General features: G+C 66.8%; 1 protein-coding gene. It reads right to left on the bottom strand.

The genetic code is table 11. The annotated features are described in order from the left end of the window. Positions 1 to 816: elongation factor Tu (locus LH400_RS25885; RefSeq protein ID WP_229156352.1), on the bottom strand; the 816-nt coding region annotated here is incomplete at both ends.

Genomic DNA, 816 nt, shown 5'->3' with positions numbered 1-816 from the left:
ACAGCACCTGGCCGCGCTCGACGCCCTCACGATCCACACCGCGGATCAGCGCGCCGATGTTGTCGCCAGCCTGGCCCTGGTCGAGCAGCTTGCGGAACATCTCGACGCCGGTCACCGTCGTCTTCTTGGTGTCGCGGATGCCGACGATCTCGACTTCCTCGCCCACCTTCACCACGCCGCGTTCGACGCGGCCGGTCACCACCGTGCCGCGACCCGAGATCGAGAACACGTCCTCGATCGGCATCAGGAAGGGCTGGTCGATCGGACGCTCAGGGGTCGGGATGTAGGCGTCGACTTCCTTCATCAGCGCCCGCACCGCGTCCTCGCCGATCTCCTTGTTGCTATCCTCGAGGGCGGCCAGCGCCGAGCCCTTGACGATCGGAATGTCGTCGCCCGGGAACTCGTAGGACGACAGCAGCTCGCGAACCTCGAGCTCGACCAGCTCCAGGAGCTCCTCGTCGTCGACCTGGTCGACCTTGTTGAGGAAGACGACGATCGCGGGAACGCCGACCTGGCGGGCGAGCAGGATGTGCTCGCGGGTCTGCGGCATCGGGCCGTCAGCCGCCGACACGACCAGGATCGCCCCGTCCATCTGCGCCGCGCCGGTGATCATGTTCTTCACGTAGTCGGCGTGCCCCGGGCAGTCGACATGCGCGTAGTGACGCGCTTCCGTCTCGTACTCGACATGCGCCGTCGAGATCGTGATGCCGCGCGCCTTCTCCTCCGGCGCCGCGTCGATCATGTCGTAGGCCCGGTACTCGCCGAAGTACTTGGTGATCGCAGCCGTCAGCGACGTCTTCCCGTGGTCGACGTGCC

Source organism: Jiella soli (genome assembly GCF_020615385.1).
In the GTDB taxonomy this organism is placed as follows: domain Bacteria; phylum Pseudomonadota; class Alphaproteobacteria; order Rhizobiales; family Rhizobiaceae; genus VKMB-3413.
Note: the sequence above shows the minus strand (reverse complement) of the source record. Positions and strands in the feature narration are given on the sequence as shown.